This is a genomic window from Stenotrophomonas sp. GD03777, assembly GCF_029842485.1.
Taxonomy (GTDB): domain Bacteria; phylum Pseudomonadota; class Gammaproteobacteria; order Xanthomonadales; family Xanthomonadaceae; genus Stenotrophomonas; species Stenotrophomonas sepilia.
In genome coordinates, this window is the sequence record NZ_JAOCGL010000035.1 from 1 (window position 1) to 20591 (window position 20591).

A 20591-nucleotide genomic window follows, 5' to 3' on the forward strand; every position below is an offset into this window, starting at 1 on the left:
CTTCGGCGTCGATCACCGTCACCTCGCCCAGGTTCAGCGCGCGCACGGCCGCTTCGGTCTGCTTGAGGTCACCCACCACCACCCAGGTCAGGGCCTGCGGCTTGATCTCGGCGGCGGCCTGCTGCACCTGCGCCGGGGTCATCGCTTCGATCTCGGCCTTGCGCCGCAGCACGTAGTCGTCCGGGCGCTTGAACTGCACGATCGAACCGATGGTCGACGCCACCGCACTGGCGGTCTCGTAGGCACCGGGCAGGCTCAGGGTCTGGATGTTGCGGATGCGGTTGACCTCGGCAGCGGTGGCCGGCTTGCTGCCATCGGCGAACGCGGCGATTTCCTTGCGCATTTCCGCCAGTGCCGGGCCGGTCTTGTCGATCTGCACCGGCGCGCTGGCCATCCACGGGCGCTGGCCCACCGAACTGACCGCGCTGCTGCGCGCACCGTACGACCAGTGCTTGTCCTCGCGCAGGTTCATGTTCAGGCGCGAGGTGAAGTCGCCGCCGATCACGCCGTTGGCGATGTCGAAGCGGGTCGAACTGGTGGCGCTGGAAGGTGCCACCACCTGGCCGGCGAACAGGTTGGCCTGTACTGCGCCCGGCTGGTCGATCAGGAACACGCGCGGGCCCTTCGGCAGCGCAACGTCGGTGGCCGCCTTCACCTGCGGGGCCTCGCCACTGGCCTTCCAGTCGCCCAGCTGCTTGTCCAGCAGCGGCACGATCTCGGCCAGGGTGGTGTCGCCGACCACGATCAGGGTGCCGTTCTGCGGGCGCAGCCAGTCGTGGTGGAAGTCGACCAGGTCCTCGCGGGTCAGGCCGTTGATCGCCGCCTCGTCACCGCTACCGGTAAACGGAATGGCATACGGGTGGCCCTTGCCATACAGCAGCGGGGGCAGCACGCGCATCGCCACCGCACCCGGGTTCACCTTCTCCTGCTGGATGCCAGCGATCCAGCTCGCCTTGACCCGGTCGATCTCGCCCTGCTCGAAGCGCGGTTCGCGCAGCAGGTCGCGGTACAGCGCCAGCGACGGTGCCAGGTTTTCCTTCAGTGCCGACAGGTCCACGCTCATCGAATCCAGGCCGGCCGAAGCATCCAGGCTGGCGCCCAGCGCATCCGCGGCGTCGGCGAAGGCCAGCGAGCCCAGCTTGCCGGCGCCTTCGGTCATCAGGCTCATGGTGAAGTTGGCGGTGCCCGGCTTGCGGCCCTGGTCGGCACTGAAGCCGCCCGGGAACTGGTAGCTGAACTGCACCACCGGAATCTCGTGGCGCTCGGCCAGGATCACCTGGGTGCCGTTCTTCAGCGTGGCACGCTGCAGCGCCGGGAACTTCAGCTGCGGGAACTCGCGGGTCTGCGGCACGCCGGCCTTGCGGTCGACCTGCTCGGGCAGGGTGCTGTACTTCGGGTCCACCGCCGGCACGGTGAACGGCTTCGGCGCCTGGCTCGGGTCTTCCTTCAGCGCCACGCGCTCACCCGGTGCGATCACCAGGGTGTGACTGCCCTTGTCCAGCCACTGCGCGCCCAGCCGGCTCAGATCAGCAGCACTGGCCTTCTCGATGTTGGCCAGCGAGGTACGGAAGCAGCCCGGGTCGCCGGTGAACACCGCACATTCTGCAAGGGCGTCGGCCTTGCCGCCGAAGCCACCGATGCGCTCGATACCGCGGATGAAGCCTGCGCGGGCACCGGTCTTGGCACGCTCCAGTTCGGCCGCGGTCGGGCCCTGCTTGATCAGCCGGTCCAGTTCCTCGTCGATGATCTTCTCGACCTTGGCCGGGTCCTGGCCCTGCTTGACCGTCGCCATGATCACGAAGTTCGAGCCCAACTGCGAGGTCGACAGGCCCGACGCGATGCTGTCCACCAGCTTGTCCTGGTGCTGCAGGCGCTGGCTCAGGCGCGAAGACTTCGCACCGCCGAGCACCTGCGCGAACAACTGCAGCTGATCGACCTCGGTGGTGCCGACCTGCGGCACGTTCCAGGCGCGGTAGATGCGCGCCTGCGGCACCTTGTCGGTCATCGTCTCGCGCGTGTCGGCACTACGCTTGGCCACGTTCACCGCCGGCTGCGCCATGGTCGGGCCGGCCGGGATGCTGCCGAAGTACCTGGCGACCTTTTCCTTGGCGGTGGCCAGGTCGATGTCGCCGGCCAGCACCAGCACCGCATTGTTCGGGCCGTACCAGGTGCGGAACCAGGTCTTCACGTCATCCAGCGACGCCGCGTTCAGATCGTTCATCGACCCGATCACGCCGTGGTGGTACGGGTGGCCCACCGGGTACAGCGCCTTGTTGAGCTGGTCCCAGGCCTGGCCGTAGGGCTGGTTCTCGCCCTGGCGCTTCTCGTTCTGCACCACGCCACGCTGCTCGTCCAGCGCGGCCTGGTCGATCGCACCGACCAGATGGCCCATGCGGTCCGATTCCATCCACAGTGCCATGTCCAGCGCGGTGGTCGGCACGTTCTCGAAGTAATTGGTGCGGTCGGTGTTGGTGGTGCCGTTCTGGTTGGTGGCACCCACCTGCTTGAACGGCTCGAAGAACTCGCCGTCGTGGTTTTCGCTGCCCTGGAACATCAGGTGTTCGAACAGGTGCGCAAAGCCGGTACGGCCAGCCGGCTCGTCCTTGCTGCCCACGTGGTACCAGACGTTGACCGCAACGATCGGCGCCTTGCGATCGGTATGCACGATCACGCGCAGGCCGTTGGGCAGGGTGAACTGCTCGTACGGGATATCGACCTTGGCCGGTGCCGCCGGCTTGGCGGCGAGCGCATGGGTGGGCGCGAGCGTGCCCAGGGCGGTGCTGAGAGCGACGGCCAGCAGTGCAGCGCGCGGGCGAAGGGCGAGAGACATATCCGGATCCTTGGTCACGAAGGTGAACCCCGATCCTAGCCTGCGCGCGCGGCGGCCGGAATCGGTCGCCAGTCACTGGGGGTGTTTGCCCAGATGACCATCCAGCCCGACGCCCAGGGGCGCTCTTGAAACGTCACAGACGCCGGCTGAAGGCGTCCGGACAGTGTCCGCGGCTTATCGAATGGACAGGTGTCCGCCCAGCGGACACTTTCGGGACCACATAAAAGCCTTTCAAATCAATAACTAAAAGTTGGCACGCGGATTGCTTGGTACTTCCTGCGCCAGGAAGGGCTTCAGACAAAAGCTGACTGAAGACTGAACAGATGCAGGAAATCGAAAATTTCTCTTGCATGCCCAGAACTGGTGTACTACCTTACTACCACACCACTGCTCACCAACACTAAACAGGCCCCGTCATGAACGCCAAGACCATTGCCATCGCCATCGCCCTGATCGCCGGCACCGCGGTTGTTTCGTCGGTGCAGGCCTCCGAATCCATCAAGACCCTGTCCACCGTGCAGGTTCGCCCGGCCGCCGACCAGCTGGCCCAGCAGGCCTGGGAACAGGCCAGCGGCATCCCGACCCTGGCCACCGTGGAAGTGCGCCCGAGCGCCGACCAGCTGGCCGAGCGCAACGGCTACGTCGCCGCCCCGGTCGCCGCCGCGATGCCGATCACCACGCTGGCCTCGGTGGAAGTGCGCCCGAGCCTGGAACAGCGCGTCGCCCTGGCCGCCGAACTGGAAGCCCAGCGCTACGCCGCCACCCTGGCTGCCGCTGCCACCAACGTCGCCAACTCGGTCATCGTCAACCTGCCGGCCCTGCAGGTGCGCCCGAGCGCCGCCGACCTGCAGGCCCTGGCCACCGAAACCGCCCAGGTCCTGCTGCGCCCGTAACCGGTGCCGCCCTGCCCCGTGCAGGGCGTGCGCCGTAAAGGCGGCGGTCGTCGCAGGTACACTGCGCCGATGAATGCCGCGCCCCAGTTCCACGTGATCCTGTTCCAACCGGAAATCCCGCCCAACACGGGCAATGTGATCCGGCTCTGCGCCAACACCGGCGCGCAGCTGCACCTGGTCGAGCCACTCGGCTTCGCACTGGAAGACAAGCAGCTCAAGCGCGCCGGCCTGGACTACCACGAGTACTCGCGCCTGCAGGTGCACCCCGACCTGGACACCGCGCTGGCGCGGATCGCACCGAATCGATTGTTCGCACTCAGTACCCGCGCCAGCGGGCGCTACGACAGCGTGGCCTTCGAAGACGGTGATGCGTTCCTGTTCGGCCCGGAAAGCCGTGGCCTGCCGCAGGAGGTGCTCGATGCCCTGCCCGACGGCCGCCGCCTGCGCCTGCCGATGCGGCCGGACAACCGCAGCCTCAATCTTTCCAACACCGTTGCGGTGGTGATGTACGAGGCGTGGCGGCAGCATGGGTTTGCCGGTGGGGCGTAGCTCACGTGTGTCACTTTCTTTGCTCGCGCAAAGAAAGTAACCAAAGAAACGCGCCGCCGCCCGCGAGCCGGTGCTCTGCACCGGTACCCTGCGCTCCTCGGCCCGCCGGGGGACGGCGCGGAACTCGCTGCGCTCAGACACCCGCGCCTCTTCGCCCCCGTCGGTCCTGTGGTGCTCGGCTCGCTTCAAGGCGGACCCAACAGCCGCGCGGTAAATCCACGCCATGCGTGGATGCCTTCCGCCTGGATCAATCAGGAGTGGGCGCCCTTGCGTTTCCCGGGGCGCGTGCACCCTACCTGGCAATGCCGGCCAGCGGCCGGCACTACCGGTGCACTCAGAACGCGTTGATGCCGGTCAGTTCGCGGCCGATCACCAGCTGGTGCACGGTCTCGGTGCCTTCATAGGTGATCACCGATTCCAGGTTCAGCGCGTGGCGGATCGCCACGTGCTCGGTGGTGATCCCAGCCCCACCAAGCAGATCGCGACACTCGCGGGCGATGTCAATCGCCATGCGGCAGTTGTTCCACTTGGCCAGGCTGACCTGCTGCGGCTGCAGCTGGCCGGCTTCCTTCAGGCGGCCCAGCTGCAAGGCCAGCAGCTGCGCGGTGGTGATGCGGCGGGCCATCTCGGCCAGCTTGATCTGCGCGCTCTGCGTGGCCGCCAGCGGACGACCAAACAGCACGCGCTCCTTGGCATAGCCAAGTGCTTCATCCAGGCAGGCAATCGCCGCACCGATCGGGCCCCAGCTGATGCCGTAACGGGCCTGGGTCAGGCAGCCCAGCGGCCCCTTCAGGCCCTTCACGTTCGGCAGGCGATGGCTGTCGGGCACGCGCACGTCATCGAAGAACAGCGCGCCGGTCAGCGACGCGCGCAGGCTCATCTTGTGCTTGATCTCCTGCGTCGTGAAGCCGGCCATGCCCTTTTCCAGCACGAAGCCTTGGATGCCATCTTCGGTCTGTGCCCAGACGATGGCCAGGTCGGCCACCGGGCCGCTGGTGATCCACATCTTGCTGCCGCTGATGCGCCAGTCGCTGCCGTCGCGCACCGCGCGGGTCTTCATGCTGGCCGGGTCGGACCCACCGTGCGCCTCGGTCAGGCCGAAGCAGCCGATCAGTTCGCCGCGTGCCATCGCCGGCAGCCACTGCTGGCGCTGTTCCTCGCTGCCGTACGCGTAGATGGGATACATGCACAGCGAGCTCTGCACCGAAACGAAGCTGCGCAGGCCCGAATCGCCGCGCTCCAGCTCCTGGCAGATCAGGCCATAGCTGACCGCGCCGAGGCCACCGCCGCCGTACTCGGCCGGCAGGGTCGCGCCCAGCAGGCCCAACGAGGCGATCTCAGGCACCAGTTCATCGGGGAAGCGGGCCTGGTCGAAGGCATCGCCGATGATCGGCAGCACGCGCTCGTTGGTGAAGCGGGCGACGCTCTCCTGCACTGCGCGCTCTTCCTCGTTGAGCAGGGAACGGACATCGAACAGATCGTACGGATGCAAAGCCATGGCACTCACACGCAGTCAGGACCCGGCCATTGTCGGTCATCCGGGCAGAGCGTGCCGACCAAGGTCGGCACCCACCAGAGCTGCAGCACTACGCTGCAATGCAGCAATCGTGGTGTGAACATCGCTGATCTAGCTCGATCACGCGCGTACCGGTACCCTGACACATTCAAACAACTGTTTCGCCCGTGGCCGCACGCGCGATTCCCAGGCACCGCCGGTGGCCCCGATGCCGGCCCTACCCACGAGTCATGCAATCGATGAGCGCTGAAGCCAACGCCCTGCCCCCGCGTGAAGTAATGGAATTCGACGTGGTGATCGTCGGTGCCGGCCCCGCCGGCCTGGCCACCGCGATCCGGCTGCGCCAGCGCGCGCTCGAAGCCGGCCGCGAGCTGTCGGTGTGCGTGCTGGAGAAGGGTTCCGAACCGGGCGCGCACGTGCTGTCCGGCGCGGTGATGGATCCGCGCGCGCTGACCGAGCTGTTCCCGGACTGGGCCGAGCGCGGCGCACCGCTGAAGCAGAAGGTCACCCGCGACGAATTCCTGTTCCTCAGCGAGACCGGCGCGCGCAGCACCCCCAACGCGCTGCTGCCGGAGTGCTTCCACAACGAAGGCAACTACATCATCAGCCTGGGCGAAGTGACCCGCTGGCTGGCGCAACAGGCCGAGGCGCTGGAGGTTGCGATCTTCCCGGGCTTCGCCGCTGCAGAAGTGCTGTACGGCGACGACGGCGAGGTGATCGGCGTGGCCACCGGCGACATGGGCATCGAGAAGGACGGCAGCATCGGCCCGGCCTTCGAGCGTGGGATGGCGCTGCACGCCAAGTACACGATCTTCGCCGAAGGTGCGCGCGGCCACCTCGGCCGCCAGCTGATCGCCCGCTACAAACTGGACGAAGGCAAGGACCCGCAGGCCTACGGCATCGGCATCAAGGAGCTGTGGCAGATCGACCCGGCCAGGCATGAGCCGGGCCTGGTGGTGCATGCGGCTGGCTGGCCGCTGGACAGCGACACCTACGGCGGCGCGTTCCTGTACCACGCCGACGGCGGCAAGGTCGCCATTGGTTACGTGGTCGGCCTGGACTACAAGAACCCGTGGCTGAGCCCGTTCGAGGAGTTCCAGCGTTTCAAGACCCATCCCTCCATCCGCAAGCACCTGGAGGGCGGCACCCGCATCGGTTACGGCGCCCGTGCGATCACCGCCGGCGGCCTGCTCTCGCTGCCGAAGACGGTGTTCCCCGGGGGGGCGCTGGTCGGCTGCGAGGCCGGCTACCTCAACGCCAGCCGCATCAAGGGCAGTCATGCCGCGATCAAGACCGGCATGCTGTGCGCCGACGCCGCGTTCGACGCGCTGGCCGCCGATCGCCAGCACGATGAACTGAGCGCCTACCCGAAGGCGTTTGAAGCCAGCTGGCTGTTCACCGAACTGCAGCAGGCCAAGAACTTCAAGCAGTGGTTCAAGAAGGGCCAGACCGTTGCCACGCTGATGACCGGCGTGGAGCAGTGGCTGCTGCCGAAGCTGGGCGTGCGCAACCCGCCGTGGACCCTGCACCGCACCCAGCCGGACCACGCCTGCCTGGAGCCGGCGTCGCAGCACACCCGCATCGCCTACCCCAAGCCCGATGGCGTGCTGACCTTCGATCGTCTCAGCTCGGTGTTCCTGAGCAGCACCAACCACGACGAGAACCAGCCCAGCCACCTGACGCTGAAGGATCCGAGCATTCCGGTGAAGGTGAACCTGGCCGAGTACGCCGGTCCCGAAGCCCGTTACTGCCCGGCCGGCGTGTACGAGTTCGTCGGCGACGCCGACAACGCGCGCCTGCAGATCAACGCGCAGAACTGCGTGCACTGCAAGACCTGCGACATCAAGGATCCGACCCAGAACATCGTCTGGGTGACCCCGCAGGGCGGCGGCGGCCCGAACTACTCGGGCATGTGATCGCCCCGGGCTGCGACCGCGTGTTGCAGCCCGGTCGCTCCACCGCACCGCTATCCTGCCCGCCCATGCGTGCCTCCCGCCTGCTCACCACCGTTGCCGTGGCCCTGCTTGCCACGGCCTGCCAGCGCCCGCCTGCGGCGCCGGCCACGCCCGAACAGGCCCGGCAGCAGGCCATGCAGCGCGCGTTCGAACTGTGCGCCGGCTGCCACACCGTGCAGCCTGGCGGCATCCACCGCTTCGGCCCCAACCTGCACGGCGTGATCGGCCGTCGCGCCGGCAGCCTGCCCGATTACGGCTATTCCGACGGTATGCGCCGCGCCGACATCACCTGGAGCGCGCAGACCCTGGACGCGTTCCTGCAGTCGCCCACCCACGTGGTGCCCGGCACGCGCATGTACAACGCCTTTCCCAGCGCCGAACGCCGCGCGCTGGTGATCGCCTACCTGCAACAGCAGTCGGCTCAGTGAGCCAGTCGCTGCAGCTGATGCTGCAGCCTTGCCACGAACGCCGTTACAGCGGCGAATACCGGTGCCGGATCGGCCTCGGTCGCATCCTGCAGGCGCTCGACCAGCGCGTTGGCCTGCCCGGCCAGTGCGCTTGCCCCGATCGCCCCCAGACCGCCCGCCTGGCGATGCAGGTGGAGCGCCGCAGTCGCGCGGTCACCGGCCCGCACGGCGCGCTGCACCGCCGCCAGATCACTTTCACTGGCCTGCAACAGGCTGTCGCGCAGCTGCTCGGCCACGGCGCGCGAGCCATAGCGCTGCTGCAGGGTGGCCAGATCAGGCAGCACTTCAGCGTCGTCGGCGACAGTCTCCTGCACCGGCGCATCGAATGACTGGCCCTGTGCCTGCGGCAGCCAGCGCAGCAGCGCGGTGCGCAGCGTGGCCAGCGACAGCGGCTTGGCCAGCACCTCGTCCATGCCGGCTTCGCGGCAGCGGCGCGCATCGTCGTCCAGCACGCTGGCGGTCAGCGCCAGCACCGTCAGCCGCGGCTGGCCGGTACGGCCCTCGCGCTCGCGCAACAGGCGGGTGAAACCGAAGCCGTCGAGTACCGGCATGCGGCAGTCGGTAATGACCAGGTCGAAGGCCTCCGATGACAAGCGGTCCAGTGCCTGCTGGCCATCGCCCAGCAGCACATGGGGTACGCCCAGCTGCTGCAGCCGCCACGCCATCATCGCCTGGTTGGTCGGGTGGTCCTCGATCACCAGCACGCGTGCCTCGCGCAACGCCGGCGGCAGCAGCGCCGCCTGCTCCTGCTCCGCAACCAGCGCTTCAACGTCACCCCTGCCTGCCTCCACCAGCGCCAGCCGCACCTCGGCGCGGGTGCCCTCGCCCAGCGTGCTGTGCAGCTCCAGCTCGCCGCCCATCATCTGCACCAGGCGCTGGCAGATGCTCAGGCCGAGGCCGGTACCACCATGGTCGCGCTGGATGTAGGCACCGGCCTGGGTGAACGGCGCAAACAGGTGCCGCAGCTGTTCCGGTGCGATTCCGATGCCGGTGTCGGTGACGCTCAGGCACAGCGGCTGGCTGCCGTCGTCGGCGGTCGGGCCCAGTACCTCCAGCTGCAGCCGCACTTCGCCGCGCGCAGTGAACTTGATGGCATTGCTGAGCAGGTTGAACACGATCTGGCGCAGGCGCACGCCATCCACTTCGTGCGCTGCCGCCAGCTGAGGGTCGATCTGCACATGCAGCTCCAGCCCGCGTGCACTGGCCTGCGCCGACATCAACCGGCACACGCTTTCCAGCAGCGGCCGCAGCGGTTGCGGTACCGGCTCCAGGCGCAGTGCACCCGCTTCCAGCCGCGAGTAATCGAGGATGTCGTCGAGGATCTGCCGCAGCATCTGCGCCGAATCCTCGATCACGCCGAGGATGCGCTGCTGCTCGCTGTCCAGCGGTGAGTGTGCCAGCACCTCCAGCATGCCCAGCACGCCGCTCATCGGCGTACGGATCTCGTGGCTCATCGTGGCCAGGAAACGCGATTTGGCCTCAGCGGCCTGCTCGGCGTCCGCCTTCGCCGCCGCCAGTGCATCGGCCTGCATCCGCGCCTCGCTTACATCCACCCAGTACCCGCTCCAGATCACCGCGCCTTCTTCGGCGGCGTAGGGATGGGCCTGGCTGCGCACCCAGCGCACGCCTTCCCCGTCGCTGCGCAGGCGAAACTCCAGGATCAACGGCGCGAACTGGTGCGCGGCCTGCTCGATGGAATGCAGGATGCGCGCGCGGTCCTCCTGCTCGACGCGTTCCAGCAACACCCTCGCATCCTGTTCGGCCTGCTGACGGGTGATACCGAACAACGCAGGCAGGTCACCGGCGATGAACGGGAAGCTCAGCGTGCCATCGGCATCGCGACGGGCCTGGTAGACCACCGCCGGCAGGTTGTCGGTCACCTCGGCCAGGCGCTGCTCCAGCTGGCGGCGTCCTGCCACCTCACGGCGCAGCCGCCAATGGCCCACGCCATGCACCAGCAGTGCGGTCAGCAGCACCATCAGCACGGGCACGCCCCACCGCAGCAGATTGCTCCAGTCGACCCCATTGCGGTACTCCACCGCCAGCCAGGCGCTGCGCAACGCCTCGCGCTTGCGTGGGGTCATCTGCAGCAGCAGGCGATCGAAGGTCGTGGCCAGGGCCGCATGGCGGCGATCCACCGCCAGCGCCAGCTGGTCGTTGAAACCGGCCGGAGCCGCGACCTGCATCCGCCCCGGGAAACGGCTGCGCAGCAAGTGATCGACCACGGCAAGGTTGCCCACATAGGCATCGGCTTCACCCTCAAGCAGGCGCTGCAGCGCCTGCTCGGCACTCCGCGCAGCAATGATCCGGGCCTGCGGCGCCTGTTGCTGCACATAGCCACGCACGCGCTCCGGGTCGGACAGCAGCACGCGCTTGCCCTGCAGGTCGGCCAGGCCCAGCAGCGATTCGCCATCGCTCCTGACCACAATCACGTTCGGCACGCTGATGAAGGGCTGGCTGAACACCCAGTCCGGGCCCAGGTAGCGCGAATCAACGGGTATGCCCATCACCGCCTGCAGTTCACCGCGGCGGGCCTTCTCACGCACCTCGTACCAGTCGTGGCTGTTCTCGACCTTCAGGTTGGCGCCGGCCTGCATCAGGCGCTGCAGGTACTCGCTGGCCAGGCCACTGGGCCGGCCATCCTCGCCGGTGAACGACAGGGGCGCGGCATTCGGCGCGAAACCGATCATCAGCGGCTGCTCCAGCACACGCTTCTCGGCCTGGCTCAGCGCCAGCTGCGCCGATGCCGACCAGTGCGGCGGTGACAACCAGCGTTGTGCGAGGGCATCGCGCTGGGCCTGGCTGGTCGCGGCCAGCGCCAGGTCCAGGGCTTCGGCCAGGGGTTGCTTGCTGTTGGGAATGCCGAAGTGCAACCGTTCGGGGGGCAGGTCGCTCGGCCGCAACAGCGCCACGCCCTGCAGGCGCCGGCTGGCAATCAGCTCGGTGGCGACGAAGGCATTGCCGATGTAGACGTCCGCTTTGTCGTCTATGACCATCTGCAATGCGCTCAACGTGTCGTTTGCGACAAGCTGGCGGGCACGCGGGAATCGGGCGCGCACCTGCGGACCGGTCAGGAAGTCCTGTTCGATCACCACCCTCAGCCCATCCAGGTCCGGCATGTCGGAGGCACGCAGGTCATCGGGCCGGCCCACCAGAGCGAGCGGCGCCTCACTGTAGGCTGCGGTATAGACCATGCAGCGGGTGCGGTCGGCACTGAGGCCGACATTCATCACCACGTCGATCTCGCCACGACATGCCGCATCCAGCACGGATGTCCAGTCCGGATAGCGGCGCGCCTCGACCTTCACACCGAGCTGGCGAGCAAGATGCGACAGGTAGTCCGGTCCCAGCCCGACCTGCTTGCCATCACGGAGGGACTCGAAGGGCGGCCAGCCGCTGTCATACTGCCCGACAACGATGGTCGGATGCGCCACCAGGTATTCGCGCTGCAACGGGCTGAGCGGCAGCAGGCCAGGGGCCGGCTGTGCCTGGGCCACGGGCAGCGCCAGCACCGCCAGCAGCAGGAGCAGCCCGCGAACAGCCCACCTACGCATCTGCGTCGATCTCCTAGAATCCTGCCAGGGACCGCGATGGTCGCGGTCCGGCGTGCCCGATGGCCATACTAGAGCATGAGCTTGCGCATCATCATCGCAGACGATCACCCCGTGGTCCGTATCGGTACCCGCGCCGTCATTGAGTCGAGCGGCGTCGGCCGCGTGGTCGGCGAGGCCGACAGCGCGCAGGCGCTGATGACCCTGCTCGCCAGCCAGCCCTGTGACCTGCTGGTCACCGACTACTCCATGCCGGGCAGCCCGCAGGCCGACGGCTTCGCCATGATCGGCATGATCCGCCGCCGCCATCCCGAACTGCCGGTGCTGATGCTCAGCGTCTCCAGCAACCTGGCGATCCTGCGCATGGTACTCGACAGCGGCGTGCTCGGCCTGGTCGACAAGAGTTCGTCGATGGACGAACTGCCACAGGCCATCCAGTCGGTCTACCGCGGCCAGCCCTACATCAGCCGCAGCCTGCGCGAGCGGGTGGAAGCGGCCGGCAGCTGGCGCATGCGCGAGGGCGACGGCAAGCCGCTGTCCCCGCGCGAGGTGGAGGTGCTGCGCTTGCTCGGCACCGGCATGACGGTAAAGGAGATTTCGCTGCTGCTGCACAAGAGCGTCAGCACCATCAGCCGGCAGAAAGGCGATGCGATGCTCAAGCTGGGGCTGAAGGGCGATGCCGAATTGTTCGACTATCTGCGTGACGGGAAAATCTGAGACGCGATTCACATAATCGCACCGGCAACAATGCGAGGTCGAAGGAATCGACCGGCGCATGTCCGGCCGCCAGCGGGCAGAGCCTGGCGCTTCGCAGCGGTTCGGTGCAGAGCGCGCCTGACGTGCTGCAGCCGCAGCAGGAGACCCCGCAGGAGCAGGCGCGGCAGGCCCAGAAAGCGATGGGCGTCGGACATGCCAACGCCTTGGCAGAGAAGGGAGGGGCCACCTCCGCGGCCCTTTTCCTTTCCGCCAGCTGAGCGGCCGCAGCCGCTTTCAGCCTTGCTTCATGCCGCCTGCCGCTAGATGAATGCGCAAGCCGCTCGGTGCACCAGGCAATGTTCCGGCAATGTTGGAACGCCAGCGTGGACATCACGGCAGCCGGGGCGCCCCGCGCCCTCCCTGCCCAGCGTGGCATGCACCTCACAGGAGAACGAACATGCTCAGTACTTCCACACTCAGCTTCCGTGGTCTGGCGATGGCTCTGGCACTGGTTGCCGGTGTCGCCATGGTCAGCGATGCCAGCGCGATGTCGAGGAAGGACAAGCGCACCCTGGTCGGCGCCGTGGTCGGTGGCGTGGCCGGCAACCTGCTCTCCAACGGTGATCCTGCCGCCACCGTCGGTGGTGCCGTGGCCGGCGGCGCGATCGGCAATCTGACCACCTCCGACCGCCGCGACCGTCGTTATTACGACAATCGCTACTACGACAACCGTTACGACCGCCGCTACGATCGTGGCTACTACCGCAGCGGTTACTACGATCGTGGCGACGACCGCCGCTGGCAGCGCGAGCGTTACTACGACAACCGCTACTACCACGACCGCGGTCGCCATCGCGGCTGGTAAGCGGCACAGCGGCGTTACCCTGCCGATGGCAGAGACGGGCGGGTCGATGACCCGCCCGTTTGCGTTGGCCGCGCGCATGGCGTTGAATGCGCAGCCTTGGATGTGACTTTCCCCTCTCGGGCTGCGGCATGACGTCTTCCTCCCACCGCGTGCAGGGCCTCAACAACGACGAGGTCGCTGCCGACTGGCCACCGATCAGCGCGGCGGACATCGCGTGGTTGCGGCAGTGCTATCCGCAGCTGCACAGCGGCAGCCAGCCGCGCTGGCACAGCCCGCGACCGCTGTCGGCTGCCGCCATCGTCGATGGCACGCGCGGCGCGGTGTTCATCAAGCGCCATCACCACAGCGTGCGCAACGCGGCCTGCCTGGAGGAAGAGCACCGCTTCATCGCCCATCTCGACGCTGCTGGCGTGCCGGTGGCACAGGTGCTGGCAGCGACCGATGGTCACACCGCGGTCGAACACGGCGAATGGACGTTTGAACTGCACGACGTCGGCGTAGGCGACGACCTGTACCGCGACGCGGTGTCGTGGTCGCTGCTGACCGACGTCGCGCAGGCCCGTGAAGCCGGACGCATGCTGGCCCAGCTGCACCGTGCTGCCGACGGCTACCGCGCGCCCCAGCGCAGCACCCATCTGCTGGTCGCGCGCGATGATCTGATCCGCGCCGACGATCCGGTGGCGGCAATCAAGGCAGGGCTGCACGAGCGCCCCGGCCTGGCCCGCTATCTCGCGCGCATTCCGTGGGAAGCACAGCTGCGGCGTGACGTGCTGCCTTGGCACACGGGACTGGCCGAGCGCCTGCGCGACGAACCACGGCTGTGGGCGCACAACGACTGGCATGTCTCCAACCTGCTGTGGCGCGACGGGCAGGTCAGCACCGTGCTGGATTTCGGCCTGGCCTCGCCCACCAGTGCACTGTTCGACCTGGCTACCGCCATCGAGCGCAACGCCGTGGCATGGCTGGAGCTGGAGCGCGGCATGGAGGCGGTGCGCATCGATATCGCGCTGGCGTTGCTCGATGGCTACCGCCAGGTGCTGCCGCTGTCGGCGGCACGCGTGCACCTGCTGGCCGACCTGCTGCCGATGGTGCATTTCGACTTCGCACTGTCCGAAGTGGAGTATTTCGAGGGCGTCACAGGCTCGACCGCCAATGCCGATGTGGCGTGGCAGCCCTTCATGCTTGGCCATCCGGCGTGGTTCCATACCGCCCCGGGGCAGGCACTGCTGCAGGCCCTGCACGCCGCCGCGTGATCCGGTTGATGCAGCGTTGGGGTCGGATCCCTTTCCGCAGGAAAGGGATCTGACCCTGGGTGGCGCTCGCAAATCCGTACCATTTGTAGTGAAATGGTCACCTGAAGCGGGGGTGCCTGGATCTGCCAGGCTGAGAGAGTCCCTTGGAACCTGATCCGGTTTGCACCGGCGTAGGGAGCTTTGAGCCGCAGCCACACCCCCGTCATGGGCCGGTGCACCTGCGCGCCGTCGCTTCGTCTCCCTTGTTGTCCGAAGACGAACCGAATGAACCGCTGCCTGCGCCCCACCCTGCTCTCCCTCGCACTCTGCGCCGCGCTGCCACTGCACGCCAGCGAGGCCGAAGCGTCCCCCGATGCGGCTGCCACCGGCGCCGAGCGCTCGCCGACCGAACTGGCGGCGGTGCGCGTGCAGGCCGGCAAACCGAAGGCCGATACCTCGCGCGTGAATGCCTTCGGTGGCGGCAGCTGGAAGGACACGCCCGCGTCGATGAACGTGCTCGAGCGCGATTACCTCGACCGCCGCCAGGTACGTTCGCTGTCCGAGCTGGCCAGCAACGATGCCTCGCTGGGTGATGCCTACGCGCCGGTGGGCTACTACCAGAACATCGCCATCCGCGGCTTCGCCCTGGACGCCGCCACCGGCTACCGCTTCAACGGGCTGTCCATCGCCGGCGAACAACGCCTGGCGCTGGAGAACGTGCAGTCGGTGGAGATCCTCAAGGGTGAAGCCGGCCTGGCGGCAGGCGTGATGGCGCCGGGCGGGATCATCAATTACATCGGCAAGCGCCCGGCGGAAGTGCGCACCGCCACGCTCGGCACCGATTCGGAAGGCTCGCGCTACGTTGCCGTCGATGTCGGCCACTGGATCACCCCGCGCTTCGGCGTGCGCCTGAATGCCGCATGGGATTCCAGCAATTCCTACGTCGAGCACGCCGATGGCCGCCGCAACTTCTACTCGCTGGCCGCCGACTGGCTGATCGGCGAGCGCGGCAAGCTGGAAGTGGATGCCAACTACCAGACCAGCTCGCAGCGCTCGGTGTCCGGCTACCAGCTGCTGGGCGCGCGTGACCTGCCGCGCGGTGTCGACCGCGAGCATCTGCTCGGCTACCAGCCGTGGCAGCGCCCGGTGGATATCGCCAGCACCAACATCACCGCGCTGCATACCTACGACTTCAACGACGCCTGGCAATCACGTGTATCGGTAGGCCATAGCCGTTCGGTGATCGATGACAACGTCGCCTTCGCCTACGGCTGCTACTACGCCGCGCAATGTGCCGATGGCAGCGTGCCGGGCAACTACTTCGCACCCGACGGCGACTATGACATCTACGACTACCGCAGCCCGGACGACACCCGCCGCAACCAGCAGGCCCGTGCCGAACTGCGTGGCCGCTTCGAGACCGGCAGCGTCGGCCACCAGCTGACCCTCGGTGCCGACTACTTCCGCCGCACCGTGGACAGGCGCCCGAGCGTCAACGAGTACGTCGGTACCAGCAACATCCACGAGGCACCGGTGCCGGTGTTCGCGCCATCGCCGAAGATGCCGGGCCCATCCGCACGACGCCTGGACAGCCGCCAGACCGCGTTCTTCGCGCTGGACCGGATGAGCTTCGGTGACGACTGGCAGTGGCTGGCCGGTGGCCGCTTCGTCCGCCTGGACGAGCGCGCCTTTGACAAGCGCGGCACCCCGCAACGCCACAGCCGCCTGTCGCGTTTCCTGCCACAGACCGCCGTGGTGTGGAAAGCCACCGACCAGCTCAACGCCTACGCCAGTTACGTGCGCGGCATTTCGCTGGGCCAGGAAGCGCCGTTCTGGACCAGCAATGCCGATACCTTCCTGCCGTCGGTGCAGTCGCGGCAGCTGGAAGTGGGCCTGAAGTACGTGCCGGTCGAGGCGCTGACGCTGGGCGCAGCCGTGTTCCGCATTTCGCAGCCGTACCAGTACGCCAAGCCGGACAACAGCGACGTGGGCTACACCTTCGTCGAGGAAGGCACGCAGACCCACACCGGGCTGGAGCTGACCGCCAACGGTCAGCTGACGGATGCATTGCAGATCGTGGCCAGCGCCAGCGTGCTGCAGGCGCGTGCGCGCGACACCGGCACGCCAGCCTATGAAGGCCATCAGCTGGTGAACGTGCCGAAGGTACGCGCCAGCGTGCACGTGGCCTACGCGCTGCCGTTCGTGCGGGGCCTGGACGTGACCGGCGGCTGGCGCTATGCCGGTGCCAACGTGGCACGTGCCGACGGCGGCGTGCGCGCACCGGACTATTCGGTATTCGATGCCGGCCTGCGCTTCCAGCATCGCCTGCACGAGCGCGCGGTGACCTGGAACCTGTCAGTGGACAACCTGTTCAACCGCTTCTACTGGCGTGATACCGGCAGCAGCGGCGGTGACTACTACCTGTTCCCCGGTGCACCACGACAGGCCCGCCTGTCGGTGACGTTCGCGCTGTGAGCAGCGTGATGCTCGAGTGGAGCGCCGCGCTGTGCAGCATCCTCGGCGTCTGGCTGATGGCCCGCCGCCGGTTGTCTGCATGGCCGGTGGGCCTGCTGTCGGTCACGCTGTATGGCCTGGTGTTCGCCGAGGCCAAGCTGTACTCGGACACCCTGCTGCAGGTCGCCTTCGGTGGCTTCCTGGTCTATGGCTGGCTCAACTGGCGCCAGCACGCCGCCGATGAGGGCAGCATCCGCATCGTGCCGCTGGCGCGCGGCAAGCTCTTGCGTGACCTGGCCATCGGCCTGTGCGGCGGCGTGATGCTGGGCGCCGGGATGCACACCTTCACCGATGCCGCGCTGCCGTGGCTGGACGCGATGCTGACCGCACTGAGCCTGGTCGGCCAGTGGTGGCAGGCACGCCGCCACGTCGCCTGCTGGTGGGTATGGATCGCCGTGGACGTGGTCTATGTGGGTGCGTACCTGTTCAAGTCGCTGCATGTGACCGCCGCGCTGTACGTGTTCTTCCTCGGCCTGGCCGTGTTCGGCCTGCGCGCATGGAGCGCGGCCGCGCGCGAGCCGCAGGTGGCAACGCAGTAGAGCCACGCCATGCGTGGCTGTTGCGGGCAATCGGCGCGCCATCCACGCATGGCGTGGATCTACGGGCTCAGGGCCAAACCCAGACGCAGCGGCTGGCGCATGTCGGCCGGTGGGGCCGCCTGCAACGGCGCAGCCTGCAGCGTCGCGCGCAGGTCGGCATCGACCTGGGCATCACCCAGGCTGTCGAATTCCAGTTTCGAAATGCGGCCGTCCGCGGCGATCCACAGGCTTACCGGTAGCGGCGTCGGTGTGTCCGGATGTGCCTGCAGCCATTCCAGCACGCGCTGCGCCTGCGGGTCCTGCTCCTGCTGCAGGCGCTGCTGCAGTTGGCCACCCACGGTGGTGGCGTAGGCCATCCAGTGTGCGGGAGCCTCCTGCGCGGAAACGCTGGCACTCCCCAGTGCCAATGCCCCGAACAACGCGGCAAGTGGCCGCCACCAGCGGCGTACGCCGGTCCTGTTCCCTGCCATGACCATCGCCAGCCTCCTGCACTCCCATCCAGCGCGCCATGGTCGGCGCCATAGATGACAGGCAGATGGCGGGCCGTGATGGCCCGGCGCGATCACTCGCCCAGGTCGGCCAGCACCTTGCGCGACGGCGCGAAGAAGGTCACGCCGGTGGTGGCGGTGGAGAAGTCGAGGATGCGGTCGTGCAGCGGCGCGGGATTGCCGATGAACATGCGCTCGAGCATCTTCTCGATCACCCACAGGCGGCGCGTGTAGCCGATGAAGTAGGTGCCGTACTCGCCACGGCCCGGGTTGGCGAACGGCATGTTGTCACGCAGGATCTCGTGCTCGCCGTCAGCGTCTTCGATGGTGCACAGCGTCTTGTGCGATTTCTGCGCATCGGCCGGCGCATCATCCAGCTCGATGTTGTCGTGCTTGGTGCGTCCGATGATCGCCTCCTGCGCCTCGGTCTTCTGCGCGCGCCAGGCATCGAGGTTGTGCAGGTACTTCTGCACCACCACGTAGCTGCCACCGGCATGCTCCGGGTCTTCATCGCCAACAATGGTGGCTTCCGGCAGCGACAGTCCTTCCGGGTTGGCGGTGCCATCGACGAAGTCGAGCAGGTCGCGGCCATCGAAGTAGCGGAAGCCGGCCACGTCATCGACCGCCTCGACCGCATCACCGAAGGCCATCAGCAGGTTGCGCTCGAACGCCACGATCAGGTCCATGGTGCGTGCGCGGATGTGGTACAGCAGGTCACCGGGCGTGGACACAGCGGTGTGGGTCGCGCCCTTGATCTCGCGGAACGGCTTCAGCTCGCGTGGCGGCGTGGAGCCCACCAGCGGCTGCCACACGCGATGGCCGATGGCCACGTTGCAGGTGAAAGTGCGCTCGATCTCGCGGATGGCGGTGTTCTTGATCAGATCATCAGTGCTGGCCAGCACCTCGCGCGCCTTGGCGATCGACGCCACGTCGTCCTTCACCTTCAGCACCAGGAACGCCGCCGAATGGGTGAGTGGCGCGGTGATCTGCTGCGGCTCGTTGTCGGGCGTGTGATTGAGAGCGGTGATCTGGGCGGGCTGGGTGTTCACGGCAGTTCCTGCTGGCTTGAGGCGGGTGCATCGTCAATGGCGACGTGCCGGGATCATAGCGGAACCGCCTGACCGGCGACGGAGCAGTTCTCGTTCCGTCCTGCGCGCAGTACCGTGCATTCCTGCGCTACATGGAACTGCTGCGGCCCACTCCGGGCGATACGCTGGCAGCGACCGCTTGGCAGACCGCGTTCGCGCAGCCAGTCGAACACCTCGCCGGGGCACCCCCATGCCCTGCGGCAAACGACACGACGTCACTGTGAAACCGCGGCACTGCACTGCAAGGGCATGGTGAACTGCCACCGCTTGCACTTGCCGAAACGGCTGCGCCCATCGCACGCACGCTCGATCTCACCGTTCAGTTCGGCAGCGGGAAGGCCCCAGGTTGCACACTGGCGCGTTGCGGTCTGTTCGGCCGCCTGCCGGTTGGCTGGTGTCAGTTCGGGCGTCTTGCTCACCAGGGTCAGCACAACCCGGCCTTCCGAACGGTTGGCGCCTTTCAGATTCCACTCGGCGCTCGAACGCGCCTGCGCCGTTCCCAGCAGCAGCAGTGCTGCCACAGCAGTGATCGCCTTCATCTTCATCATGTCCCTTGATCGTGATTGCGCTGGAATCCGCCGCGCCAGGCTCTGCAGGACCGCCCTGCGGCCCTGCACTCTACCGGATGCACAGAAAAGAAGAAGCCCGGCGCGAGGCCGGGCTTCGGTTGGCGTGTGGGAGAGAGAGAGAGTCACACGCCAGCACAACACGCTCTAACGACAGGCGTTTGTTACCAGGTGAAGCGCGGGCCCACGAACCACTCGCGGTCGCCGGCCTTGGCCAGCTTCACTTCGCCACTCAGGCCCCAGTTCTGGTTGAACTTGGCGGTGGCGCCGACGCGGCCGTAGAACTCGCCGTCCGGGTTGATACCGTGCTTCTTGGCGTAGTCCTCGTAGCCGGCCATCACGTAGCCTTCCACGTACGGGTTGAACGCGGTACGCACGCCGACTTCGGTCGAGTAGCCGTTGAAGTCCAGGCCGTGCTTCATGTCGAACTTCTGGTACGCGACACGCGCCACCAGGTCGGTGTTCGGTGCGATGCCGTAGTTGTAGCCGGCACCGATGCGCCACTGGTCGACGTCGTTCTTGAACTTGTCGGTCTCCTGCGCGCTGTAGTCGCCGAAGATGTGGAAGTTCGGGTGCACCGCCACGGAACCCTTCACCTTCCAGCCATCGGCGTCGCCGCCCTTGGCATCGGTGTTCACATAGCCGCCTTCAACGTAGTTGTACGACAGGCCATCGGTTGCCGATGCAGCGAACGGCAGGGCAGCCAGAAGACCCAGGGCGAGCAGCGAATTCTTGTTCATCGGGACACACCTTTAATTATTTTGGTTTCGTCGGCCGCCTCCCGGGAGGGGGAGAGAGAGGAGGCGGTCGACAGGTGTGAATTATCCGTTAGGGGGTCTAAT

At 67.3% G+C, this 20591-nt stretch carries 16 protein-coding genes and 1 riboswitch; of the genes, 9 read left to right on the forward strand and 7 right to left on the reverse strand.

The features are described 5' to 3' along the window. Positions 1–2830: pitrilysin family protein (locus tag N5E02_RS09785; protein WP_279946217.1), on the reverse strand; the 2830-nt coding region annotated here is incomplete at its 3' end. Positions 2831–3246: 416 nt separating this feature from the next. Here N5E02_RS09785 and N5E02_RS09790 point away from each other — a divergent pair. Then, on the forward strand, positions 3247–3723 hold the full coding sequence (locus N5E02_RS09790; RefSeq protein WP_014035556.1) for a hypothetical protein: 477 nt from the start codon (positions 3247–3249) through the stop codon (positions 3721–3723). Positions 3724–3792: 69 nt separating this feature from the next. Continuing rightward, the gene (locus N5E02_RS09795) at positions 3793–4272 is read left to right on the forward strand and encodes a tRNA (cytidine(34)-2'-O)-methyltransferase (protein ID WP_164093066.1); all 480 of its coding nucleotides are present in this window, start codon (positions 3793–3795) and stop codon (positions 4270–4272) included. A 334-nt stretch (positions 4273–4606) separates the two neighbouring features. Here the strand turns inward: N5E02_RS09795 and N5E02_RS09800 are convergent, their stop codons facing one another. Continuing rightward, a complete protein-coding gene (locus tag N5E02_RS09800; protein ID WP_005420799.1) occupies positions 4607–5770 on the reverse strand; it encodes an acyl-CoA dehydrogenase family protein in 1164 nt (387 codons plus the stop codon). Between the two features lie 257 nt (positions 5771–6027). On the opposite strand from N5E02_RS09800, the gene N5E02_RS09805 reads away from it, so the two are divergent. Next, positions 6028–7704 (forward strand): electron transfer flavoprotein-ubiquinone oxidoreductase, encoded by a 1677-nt coding sequence (locus N5E02_RS09805; protein WP_235649693.1) that lies wholly within the window; start codon positions 6028–6030, stop codon positions 7702–7704. A 65-nt stretch (positions 7705–7769) separates the two neighbouring features. Beyond that, positions 7770–8171 carry a c-type cytochrome gene (locus N5E02_RS09810; RefSeq protein ID WP_053497753.1) on the forward strand — a complete coding sequence of 134 codons (402 nt, stop codon included), beginning with the start codon at positions 7770–7772 and terminating at the stop codon, positions 8169–8171. On the opposite strand, the gene N5E02_RS09815 is transcribed toward N5E02_RS09810, so the two are convergent. Next, the gene (locus N5E02_RS09815) at positions 8165–11764 is read right to left on the reverse strand and encodes a transporter substrate-binding domain-containing protein (RefSeq protein WP_279946218.1); all 3600 of its coding nucleotides are present in this window, start codon (positions 11762–11764) and stop codon (positions 8165–8167) included. The two genes, N5E02_RS09810 and N5E02_RS09815, sit on opposite strands and share 7 nt — an antisense overlap. A 75-nt stretch (positions 11765–11839) precedes the next feature. Here N5E02_RS09815 and N5E02_RS09820 point away from each other — a divergent pair, with 75 nt between their 5' ends. The 5 genes from N5E02_RS09820 to pnuC all read left to right on the forward strand — a co-directional run bounded on the left by N5E02_RS09820 (position 11840) and on the right by pnuC (position 17607). Further along, the gene (locus N5E02_RS09820) at positions 11840–12478 is read left to right on the forward strand and encodes a response regulator transcription factor (protein WP_065178373.1); all 639 of its coding nucleotides are present in this window, start codon (positions 11840–11842) and stop codon (positions 12476–12478) included. Positions 12479–12914: 436 nt separating this feature from the next. Further along, positions 12915–13322 (forward strand): glycine zipper 2TM domain-containing protein, encoded by a 408-nt coding sequence (locus N5E02_RS09825; RefSeq protein ID WP_065185565.1) that lies wholly within the window; start codon positions 12915–12917, stop codon positions 13320–13322. A gap of 128 nt (positions 13323–13450) precedes the next feature. Then, on the forward strand, positions 13451–14575 hold the full coding sequence (locus N5E02_RS09830; protein ID WP_065185564.1) for a phosphotransferase: 1125 nt from the start codon (positions 13451–13453) through the stop codon (positions 14573–14575). 98 nt (positions 14576–14673) lie between these two features. Further along, positions 14674–14769: riboswitch (TPP riboswitch) on the forward strand. A 70-nt stretch (positions 14770–14839) separates the two neighbouring features. Further along, entirely contained in the window at positions 14840–17029 is a 2190-nt protein-coding gene (locus N5E02_RS09835; RefSeq protein ID WP_164093070.1) for a TonB-dependent siderophore receptor, read from the forward strand. An 8-nt stretch (positions 17030–17037) separates the two neighbouring features. Then, complete coding sequence (pnuC, locus tag N5E02_RS09840; protein WP_005420817.1) at positions 17038–17607, forward strand: nicotinamide riboside transporter PnuC; 570 nt, start codon at positions 17038–17040, stop codon at positions 17605–17607. Between the two features lie 59 nt (positions 17608–17666). Here pnuC and N5E02_RS09845 read toward each other — a convergent pair whose 3' ends face one another. The 4 genes from N5E02_RS09845 to N5E02_RS09860 all read right to left on the reverse strand — a co-directional run bounded on the left by N5E02_RS09845 (position 17667) and on the right by N5E02_RS09860 (position 20489). Continuing rightward, entirely contained in the window at positions 17667–18083 is a 417-nt protein-coding gene (locus N5E02_RS09845; protein WP_164093071.1) for a hypothetical protein, read from the reverse strand. Positions 18084–18169: 86 nt separating this feature from the next. Next, positions 18170–19144, reverse strand: a complete 975-nt coding sequence (locus N5E02_RS09850; RefSeq protein WP_139726591.1) for a Dyp-type peroxidase — start codon at positions 19142–19144, stop codon at positions 18170–18172. A 254-nt stretch (positions 19145–19398) separates the two neighbouring features. Beyond that, complete coding sequence (gene yecR / locus N5E02_RS09855) at positions 19399–19731, reverse strand: YecR family lipoprotein (RefSeq protein ID WP_065185560.1); 333 nt, start codon at positions 19729–19731, stop codon at positions 19399–19401. A 182-nt stretch (positions 19732–19913) separates the two neighbouring features. Beyond that, positions 19914–20489 (reverse strand): Ax21 family protein, encoded by a 576-nt coding sequence (locus N5E02_RS09860; RefSeq protein WP_053497769.1) that lies wholly within the window; start codon positions 20487–20489, stop codon positions 19914–19916. Positions 20490–20591: the final 102 nt, after the last annotated feature.

What these genes read in the sequence shown, in the direction of transcription:
- N5E02_RS09790 (WP_014035556.1), top strand. Translation starts at nt 3,247, where the DNA reads ATGAACGCCAAGACCATTGCCATCGCCATCGCCCTGATCGCCGGCACC.
- N5E02_RS09795 (WP_164093066.1), top strand. Translation starts at nt 3,793, where the DNA reads ATGAATGCCGCGCCCCAGTTCCACGTGATCCTGTTCCAACCGGAAATC.
- N5E02_RS09800 (WP_005420799.1), bottom strand. Translation starts at nt 5,770, where the DNA reads ATGGCTTTGCATCCGTACGATCTGTTCGATGTCCGTTCCCTGCTCAAC.
- N5E02_RS09805 (WP_235649693.1), top strand. Translation starts at nt 6,028, where the DNA reads ATGAGCGCTGAAGCCAACGCCCTGCCCCCGCGTGAAGTAATGGAATTC.
- N5E02_RS09810 (WP_053497753.1), top strand. Translation starts at nt 7,770, where the DNA reads ATGCGTGCCTCCCGCCTGCTCACCACCGTTGCCGTGGCCCTGCTTGCC.
- N5E02_RS09815 (WP_279946218.1), bottom strand. Translation starts at nt 11,764, where the DNA reads ATGCGTAGGTGGGCTGTTCGCGGGCTGCTCCTGCTGCTGGCGGTGCTG.
- N5E02_RS09820 (WP_065178373.1), top strand. Translation starts at nt 11,840, where the DNA reads ATGAGCTTGCGCATCATCATCGCAGACGATCACCCCGTGGTCCGTATC.
- N5E02_RS09825 (WP_065185565.1), top strand. Translation starts at nt 12,915, where the DNA reads ATGCTCAGTACTTCCACACTCAGCTTCCGTGGTCTGGCGATGGCTCTG.
- N5E02_RS09830 (WP_065185564.1), top strand. Translation starts at nt 13,451, where the DNA reads ATGACGTCTTCCTCCCACCGCGTGCAGGGCCTCAACAACGACGAGGTC.
- N5E02_RS09835 (WP_164093070.1), top strand. Translation starts at nt 14,840, where the DNA reads ATGAACCGCTGCCTGCGCCCCACCCTGCTCTCCCTCGCACTCTGCGCC.
- pnuC (WP_005420817.1), top strand. Translation starts at nt 17,038, where the DNA reads ATGCTCGAGTGGAGCGCCGCGCTGTGCAGCATCCTCGGCGTCTGGCTG.
- N5E02_RS09845 (WP_164093071.1), bottom strand. Translation starts at nt 18,083, where the DNA reads ATGGTCATGGCAGGGAACAGGACCGGCGTACGCCGCTGGTGGCGGCCA.
- yecR (WP_065185560.1), bottom strand. Translation starts at nt 19,731, where the DNA reads ATGATGAAGATGAAGGCGATCACTGCTGTGGCAGCACTGCTGCTGCTG.
- N5E02_RS09860 (WP_053497769.1), bottom strand. Translation starts at nt 20,489, where the DNA reads ATGAACAAGAATTCGCTGCTCGCCCTGGGTCTTCTGGCTGCCCTGCCG.